At 45.1% G+C, this 884-nt stretch carries 2 protein-coding genes; both read right to left on the reverse strand.

Going from position 1 to position 884, the window contains the following annotated elements; genetic code table 11:
- On the reverse strand, window positions 1-668 hold a 668-nt coding region (gene ubiA / locus A3738_RS27225), incomplete at its 3' end, for a 4-hydroxybenzoate octaprenyltransferase (protein ID WP_068763987.1).
- Between the two features lie 3 nt (window positions 669-671).
- Window positions 672-884 (reverse strand): chorismate lyase (locus A3738_RS32775; protein WP_156504538.1); only part of this gene is annotated, 213 nt, incomplete at its 5' end.

Genomic DNA, 884 nt, shown 5'->3' on the forward strand with positions numbered 1-884 from the left:
TCTGCATTACCGAACAGAATCGCTGTGGATTTCACTCCAATTTTCAGATCATCCTCACGATCCATCATCGCGTAAATTGTGTCGTAAGCGACAGTCCATAACAGCGTTGCTGTAAAAATTATCCAAGCAAGAGCCGGCACCTTTTCGATGACTGCTGCAAATGCCATAGGAATGGACCACGCAAACGCAGCACCAAGAAAGACTTGCGGCAAGAAGGTGTAACGCTTCATGAAAGGATAAATACACGCGAGGGCCAATGCACCAAAGGACCAAACAATCGCACTAGTGTTTAAACAAAGAACCAATAGCAAGGCTGAAAAACATAAGACGACGAAAAATATGATGGCATCTTTTAAACTCAACTCACCAGCAGCTAGAGGCCTAGCTTTAGTGCGCTCAACGTGGCCATCAATATTGCGATCTGCAATATCATTAATCACACAGCCTGCAGCGCGCATTGCGATCGCTCCAGAAACAAATACAAACAAATGAAGCGCTGAAGGCAAACCATCACTCGCAATCCATAAAGCCCACATAGCAGGCCATAACACTAAGAATGTACCAATGGGCTTATCAAACCGCGCCAAGCGCCATAATGCTGCCGGTTTACCTTCGAGTAGACCAGCTTGGGTCAGAACTTCTTTAAATTTATATCTTAGATTCAACATAGCTTAAGAGTGATGAATAACTGAGGTATGAAACTTTTCTGCCACTAGTAAGGGCTTGTTGTGTAAGCGAAACACAGAGCGCCGAGCGTAAGTTGGCTGATTACCCCCAGATGTTCTTGTTAGCTGAATAGCTTCGCGCTTCATTGACCGCGAGGCAAATAAAAATGCTCCCAAAGGTTTTGAGCCCAGGCACTTTAACTGCCGCTCTTTACCAAC

Source organism: Oleiphilus sp. HI0066, assembly GCF_001635725.1.